This window comes from Terribacillus jepli (assembly GCF_047228925.1).
In the GTDB taxonomy this organism is placed as follows: Bacteria; Bacillota; Bacilli; order Bacillales; family Amphibacillaceae; genus Terribacillus.
In genome coordinates this window covers 20,910-28,415 of record NZ_JBFEGH010000026.1, presented here as the reverse complement: position 1 = coordinate 28,415, position 7,506 = coordinate 20,910, and the positions used below count along the sequence as shown (strand labels likewise).

The following is a 7,506-nucleotide window of genomic DNA, read 5'->3' as shown; positions in this document are numbered from 1 at the left end:
CTTGTCCCCATAGAAAAAACACCTCCAAGTATTATTTCGGATAACAATCATCCGTTTTCAACCTTGAAGGTGTTTTTTATTTGTCTCAGCCTATGGGGTCAGTCCCGTGAGCCTCTGTGCCGCTTTTTTATGCAAATCTCTTCTTGAGCCCTCTTCGGCCAATTCTTTCAGGCTCTTCCCGGATGACAACTGCCCCTTCTACCATCTTCCAATTATTATTCATCAGCATATAAGCTATATGATTGCCAAATTGTCTGGCCACTTCCTGATAGGCCTTCAACAATCCGAAACCTTTTCCGGATTGATGGTTATTTGAGCCAATAAAATGGACTTGATTAGATGCAATCATCTGCTGTGTGAATTTCCGCACTTTTCCCCCAAGCTCCCCATTCACACTGCCTGATGAAATCTGAACGAAACTGCCGTTTTTAACAAGTTCATATAGAAAATCGGGCTGCTGCTGTACATATACGTTCTTTTCTGGATTAGCGATTACTGGATGAAAACCTGAAGCCTGCATCTCCCGGATCAATTGCTTTAAATAACTGGGCAAAGGATTTTCCGGTAATTGCAGATAGATGTAGCTTGTATTCACGTTTACCGGCATTAGTTCCATAAAATCTCTTTCCTCGAGTAGATCATTCGATACGAACGTCTCCTGCCCAGGAAGTACCTGTAATGGAATTCCCTCTTCCCGAAGTACCCCATTCATTGCATCTATGCTGGCATAAATCTTCTGACGGGAGTTATAAGAATCCCTAGTCTGGTCGTGAGGAGAAGCTACTATTGTATCAATGCCCTCAAACACTGCCTCCTCTGCCATCTTCAAACTTTCTTCTAATGTACTTGGACCATCATCAAGACCATGTAAGATATGGCAGTGAACATCTATCATTAGGAATCCCCCATTCCAATAAGCTGTCCTTACTGGAATAGTAGCATGAGACAGAATAAAGAGTGTCTCATGTTTGTCTCATGCTTCAATAAAAGTAATACATTTCCAACACACATATAATCCTTTAAATCATCAATAAATAATAATTAAAAAACCACCTGTTATCCTTAAAACAGGTGGTAGCCAGGAGCTGAACCTCCCGGTGTTTTAGATATTCTTTAGTGATAATGATTCCGCAGCTTATTATAACAATTTGTTTAGCACTTTTAATATGAACTTATATTTGTTGCTAGTAAACATTAAATACCCTATTAGTTATTAAGCTATAGTTGGGGTATTTTCCCTTTAATTTCAGTCACAGTTTTTTTAGTTACTAATGGTTGTCTCTTTAACTTACTAGATAAGTACCTTTGAATCGGTTGTTCTATATAGAAGGTTACAATAGCTGATAACATAATAGAGACCCCTACTGGTAAAATTAAAACAAAATCAGATGTTAAATCGTGTCTGTACATAAAATCAATAATAATATAGCCAATGTTTTGATGAATTAAATACAAGGAGTATGAAATTGTACCTAGAAACAATAATGGTTTTACCGATAGAAAAGCTAGATTTCCATTTAACATGAGCATAAATAATAAGAAAAACACACTCGTTACCAAATTATTTGCTAAATCAAAAAATACATAATCATAGACAAGAGCACTTAATAAAACAAAATAATGATACTTAGACGCTCCTTGCCATATTTTATAAAACATCATCCCTGCAATAAATAGATGAGCGTAACTAGATATAGAATAGGTATCTAAGAGTTGAACAATATTATTGGCCACTAATATATTTACTGTCTTTATTGCTGCTGAGAACATAAGCCATATAATAGCAATTGTTTCAATTTTATTAATTAATTTTGTAAATATCAAAATAGTTATTACAGCATAAAATGTAAGTTCAACGACAAGAGTCCAATAAACCCCATCAACGTGGTCAATACCAGGAATAAAACCTTGGAACATGGTTAAATTCAATACGCCTTCTAACATTGAAACTCTTCGCTCTTCCAAACCATAAAGCATCACACAAATAAAAGTAAATATTACTGCAAATATGTATGCAGGATATAATCGAATTGCTCGTTTAACAACAAAGTCCTTAGAACTAGAATTATTGCGAATTGACATAAATATAACAAATCCACTTACAATAAAGAATAGGTTCACTCCAAAATGACCTAATACAAAGTTCAAATTAGAATGATGAGAATCAGGGAATAACTCTGAATATCGTGTTGTATAATGATAAAATACAACAGCTAGAGCTGCTATCCCTCTAAGTGCATCAAGTTCAGTAATTCTTCTCATGTAATAATGACCATCCCTTTCCCAGTTTGACTTAACTATACAAGAAAAAGAAATGGTTTACCATATAATTATTTAGTATCGCTGTCGTCGTTATTCCCTTTTTCACGACTTTTCTCCTCCAGGTTCTGTTCCATACGAAGGGTATGGCTTTCACTAATGATCTTACGGCAATTCTGTACAGATTATTTTACGATTCTACAACTGTCAATATAGCCCGTTTTCGTATCTCTCATTCAGTTTCTTAAATACTTGGTCTTCAAGTAGTTGCTTTAGAGGATAATTTTATAAGGATCTAATTTTGATATCTTCTGTTGGACGACTCGGTTCTTTTTTACGTTCAGCTCAAAGCTTTGACTATGTCGCTACTTCACCATTCACTTAAATGAGTTTCCGAAAAGTGCTAAATTTCATTCAATCTAAACAACCAATTGCTGGTCAACATCTGCAATTGGTTGTTATAAGGTAATTTCATTCTAGTAGAAATTAAATATTTACATGTTGTGTTATCTGACTCATAATATCATCCCATTCATATGAGAATCTTGTAACATCGTCCTCTGTTAATTCACTACCAACTTGTATCTCAATAATTTCCATATCGGTTATAGCCTTTAGAGCATGTTTTTTACCTAAAGGTATTTTGATGGTATCACCAGCTCTAATATGTTGGATATTATTATCTAGTATGAGCAGACCTTCTCCTTTAACTAAAGTCCATACTTCCGTTCTCTTGAAATGAATTTGATAACTAATATTCTTACCGGATTCAACCCATAATCGTCTGGTAAGCACTTGATTTCCCTCATCGTATTTATTGTGCTCTAACACTTTATACCATCCCCATCGCCTTTCTTCAAACATTGGGCGATCTGAAAACATTTCTGCATATTTCTTGATTTCAGGGCTTCTTTCCTTATTTGTCACCAAAATTCCATCAGGACTTGCTGCGACTATCGCGTTTTCAATCCCCATCATGACTACAGGTATTTGAAGTTCATTTATAATGTGTGAATTTTTTAGTTCTTCACTCATTGCTGCCTTACCTATTATATTGCTATTCATTTCTTCTGTTAGTGTATTCCAGGTGCCTAAATCTTTCCAGTAACCTTCATAAGGTTGTACAACAATATTTTGGGCTCGTTCTACAATTTCATAATCAAAGCTATTCTTTGGTAGCATGTCATAACTATTAGCAAGTATATTGTAATCTGTTGGTATTTTTAATTCTTCTAGATAATCAAGAACAAATGATAATTTAAAAGAAAATACTCCACAATTCCATAATGCTCCTTGATTAATCAATTCAGATGCTAACTCAGCATCTGGTTTTTCCTTAAAATAATTCACTGGAACAAATGAATTTTCAGAGGAATAACTGCCAATTTCCGGAACTATATACCCATATTTCTGAGAAGGAAAACTTGGTTTTACGCCCATAAGAGCCAGATCTGCATTACTATTAATTAATGCATCTTCTAGTAAACTAATCTTTTCAAAAAAGAAGTCCTCAACATAAGGATCAACTGGCATAACCGTTACTGTTTCATTAATCGGTACTTTTTTTTCAGAATATAAAAAGCTAACAGCTAAAGCTATTGCCGGAAATGTATCCCGTCTATAAGGTTCAGTAACTAAAGCAATATCTGATCCGAGTTGATTATACATTATTTCGACTTGAGATTTACTAGTCGCTATTACTGCGTTTTCTGATAATCCACTTTTAGATATTTGATTCCAAACTCTTTGTAACATAGATTCTGGTTGATTTTCTTCATCGTTAAGTAACTTTAAAAATTGTTTTGATCTTGCATCATTAGACAATGGCCATAATCTTTTTCCAGAACCTCCAGATAATAAAACCAGATTCATAAGTCTCTTCCTTTCTGTATGTCATAATAGTCCCGATACCACTTTGTAAATTGGCTAAGGCCCTCTTTTAAACTCGTTCTTGGATAGAAACCTGTAATCTTTGTTAAGTCATCTATATCAGCATACGTCTGTTTTACATCTCCTAATTGCATTGGTAAGAAATCTTTTTTAGCCTCTATTCCAAGTACTAATTCCAGTTCTTTTATAAAATCCATGAGCTTTGTAGGCTTATTATTCCCAATGTTATAGATTCTATAAGGAGCATAACTGATATTTGGTGAGAGACTACTTTCATTATCATAACTCATTTTTTGAGGCACTTTATCTATAAGACCTACAATTCCTTCTACAATGTCATCGATATAAGTAAAATCTCTCATCATCTCTCCATTGTTAAAGATTTTGATGGTATCATGATTGATAATTTTTTTAGTGAAGGAGTAGTAAGCCATATCAGGACGCCCATATGGTCCGTAGACAGTAAAGAATCTTAATCCTGTAGTTGGTAGATTATATAGATGACTGTATGTATGAGCCATAAGCTCATTTGATTTTTTAGTTGCAGCATATAAACTTACTGGATGATCTACATTATCATTTGTAGAAAAAGGAATTTTAGTATTTGCACCATACACCGAACTAGAAGATGCATATATTAAATGTTTTATACTATGGTCTTTACATGCTTCTAGTATGCTTAAAAAGCCTTTAATATTAGAGTCAATATACGCTGTTGGATTCTCTAAACTATAGCGTACACCTGCTTGAGCAGCTAGGTTTATTACAACTTCTATATTTTCCTGTTTAAAACAGTTCTCAACTTCTTTAGAGTCTTTTAAATCAATGTTATAAAAAGTGTAATTATTGTACTCCATTAACTCATTATTTCTTGCTTCTTTTAAGGATACTTCATAATAATTATTTAGATTATCAATCCCGATAACCTTTTCACCGTTATCAAGTAACCTTTTTGACACATGCATACCAATAAAACCAGCTGAACCTGTTACTAATATGGCCATTGTTAGTTTCTCCCCTTTATAAGTTTATTTAACTTCAGATAGGTAATATATAGCATAACTACATACACTACCATCGTAATACACATTAATATAACTGATATATAATTATCCAAATAATAAGCTGATAATGATAATACAACCAATGATATTAAATTAACCACATAAAATATACTGTCTAGATCCTTCCAAACTTTAGAAGATGCAAACAACTTCATTAGATAAAACACAATATACGCTGTTCCGTTTACTAGAGCTGCTCCTAATGCACCGTAACTACTAATAGATATTATGCCTAACAGAATTAATATGCATAGTGTTATAAAAGAGAATATAGTATTTAAATAAGTCTTTTTAGCAATATTAATACCTATACCAACTATCTCTGAGTTTAAACTCATAAAAGGAACAAAAAGTAAAATTGGTAGTAAAGCAATCGATTCAATAAATGAATTTGAAAGAAGAAGAATAAAATAATCTTTAAATATCAAAATAAATATGAAGCATAAACTGATACTAATGATTATTAGTTTCGCAGCTAGCTTATATAATTTTAATGGTTTATTCTGACTATCCCATCTATAAACCATAGGTTGCCAAAAACTCATTACTGCACTTTGGAGAACATTTATAATATTTGTAACTCTAGTAGCTGCAGAGTATATCCCCATGTCACTATAGCTGGAAAAGATCCTTAGTAAAACAATAGTTATTGAATTAAGCCCCCATACCATTAAAGTAGATGGGTACATTGGAAGTGCATACCTTGCATACTTAATAATTTCTTTTTTATTAATATTATTGAAACTAATATCTTTCCAATGCTTACGTGTGAAGAAAAGCGACAGACAGGCTGACAAAGCTTGACTTATGAAGTATATTGTTCCGACTATACTATAATTCAAATTCATAATGACAGAGGTGACGACTATTAAGATAAGCACGATTAACTTAGAAAATATGATTAAAAATGCATATAATGATCCTTTATCTTCTAATCTAATAATTAATTGAGAAAATCGCTCCAGTATTCCAAAAGGAATTGCTAAAAGTAATAAAATTACTAAATAACTTTCTTTTGTATCAAATAGGAACAATGAAATATTTTTCAATTGAAATAATGCTATAATATAAAGAATTACAGTTACAATAATCGGTAAAACAAGTATATTTGCTAGTAGTGACTGTTTATTTGCAATGTTATAAAATCGAATAAACGAATGATCCATAGCAAGATATATAAACATAAAAATAAATGTTTGAGATATGAGAAATAGATTTAATTTACCAAAATCCTCCACAGATAACAAATTGGTTGTAATGGGGATTATTAAAAGTCCTATAGCTGCGGAAATAATGGGGCCACTAATAAAACTAATAATATTTGATAAACTACTTTTTTTCATTTTCTTGCCTCGAAAGAATTAGCTTAACCATCCTGGTCTGATATAAATTAATTACATACTTTAACCCGTACTTATGCCGAAAAGGGATAGAAAACTCCATAAGCATTTTTTTGACTTTCGCATAACCCTTCGGTGATTCAATGACTTTTAAAAAGGACAAATTACTCTCCTTCGAAAAATTAAAATTTTTAATAGATCTTGAATCGTAATTAATATTTTTATTTGACATTCTTATGTGATTAGCAGTCATAAATTGATTAAGTGTCTTTGAGTTTCCAATACTATTTGATCTTACTCGATATTTTAGTAAGTTCTTATCGGTATTTAAAATGCGTGCTTTTATATTATTTGCTCTTAATAAAAAGTCATAATCTTGCGCACACTTGTAATCAAAATATCCTCCAACTTCTGTAAACAGTGATTTTTTTGCAAACCAAGTTGGATGTGCTAAGCAGTTTATAAAGGGAAGTAGCCTTGTTATTATTTTTGGACTTATAGGATAATTAGTGACTCCAATTTCTTTACCTTCTTCATTGATAAGTATACAGTTTGAGCCAACTATATCAGCGTTTAACCTTTTCAATTCACTTAACTGAAAAGATATTCTGTTTTCAATTGCAATATCATCAGCATCCATTCTTGCTATGTAATTAAACTTAGCATTATCAATAGCAAAATTTAAACTTTTAGCAAGCCCTATATTTTCTTCATTCCTAAATACTTTAACTCTATTTTCTTTATCTACATATCCTTTTACCTTGTTAAATAAGTCTTCATTGTCTGGATTGTCACAAACAATTATAAGCTCCAAATTACTGTGTGTTTGATTCAGTATGGAGCTAATACTCTCCTTTATCCAATTCAATTCTTCATTATAAAAGGTCATAATAACTGATACGCCTTCTTGCAATAATCTCACCTCTTTACTATTCCCTTTCAATATCCTTAAT

Annotated in this window: 6 protein-coding genes; all 6 read right to left on the bottom strand. The window is 32.2% G+C overall.

Annotated features, from left to right (window positions below; all coding sequences use genetic code 11):
• Positions 1-127: 127 nt before the first annotated feature.
• The 6 genes from AB1K91_RS19705 to AB1K91_RS19680 all read right to left on the bottom strand — a co-directional run bounded on the left by AB1K91_RS19705 (position 128) and on the right by AB1K91_RS19680 (position 7,466).
• Positions 128-895 (bottom strand): tyrosine-protein phosphatase, encoded by a 768-nt coding sequence (locus tag AB1K91_RS19705; RefSeq protein WP_413092388.1) that lies wholly within the window; start codon positions 893-895, stop codon positions 128-130.
• A 323-nt stretch (positions 896-1,218) separates the two neighbouring features.
• Positions 1,219-2,262, bottom strand: coding sequence for an acyltransferase family protein (locus AB1K91_RS19700; protein WP_413092386.1), 1,044 nt, complete (start codon positions 2,260-2,262; stop codon positions 1,219-1,221).
• Positions 2,263-2,745: 483 nt separating this feature from the next.
• Complete coding sequence (locus AB1K91_RS19695; protein WP_413092384.1) at positions 2,746-4,131, bottom strand: sugar phosphate nucleotidyltransferase; 1,386 nt, start codon at positions 4,129-4,131, stop codon at positions 2,746-2,748.
• Positions 4,128-5,153 (bottom strand): NAD-dependent epimerase, encoded by a 1,026-nt coding sequence (locus AB1K91_RS19690; RefSeq protein WP_413092382.1) that lies wholly within the window; start codon positions 5,151-5,153, stop codon positions 4,128-4,130. The genes AB1K91_RS19695 and AB1K91_RS19690 overlap by 4 nt, the downstream gene beginning before the upstream one ends.
• 2 nt (positions 5,154-5,155) lie before the next feature.
• Positions 5,156-6,556 (bottom strand): lipopolysaccharide biosynthesis protein, encoded by a 1,401-nt coding sequence (locus AB1K91_RS19685; RefSeq protein ID WP_413092380.1) that lies wholly within the window; start codon positions 6,554-6,556, stop codon positions 5,156-5,158.
• On the bottom strand, positions 6,543-7,466 hold the full coding sequence (locus AB1K91_RS19680) for a glycosyltransferase family 2 protein (protein WP_413092378.1): 924 nt from the start codon (positions 7,464-7,466) through the stop codon (positions 6,543-6,545). The genes AB1K91_RS19685 and AB1K91_RS19680 overlap by 14 nt, the downstream gene beginning before the upstream one ends.
• Positions 7,467-7,506 lie beyond the last annotated feature (40 nt).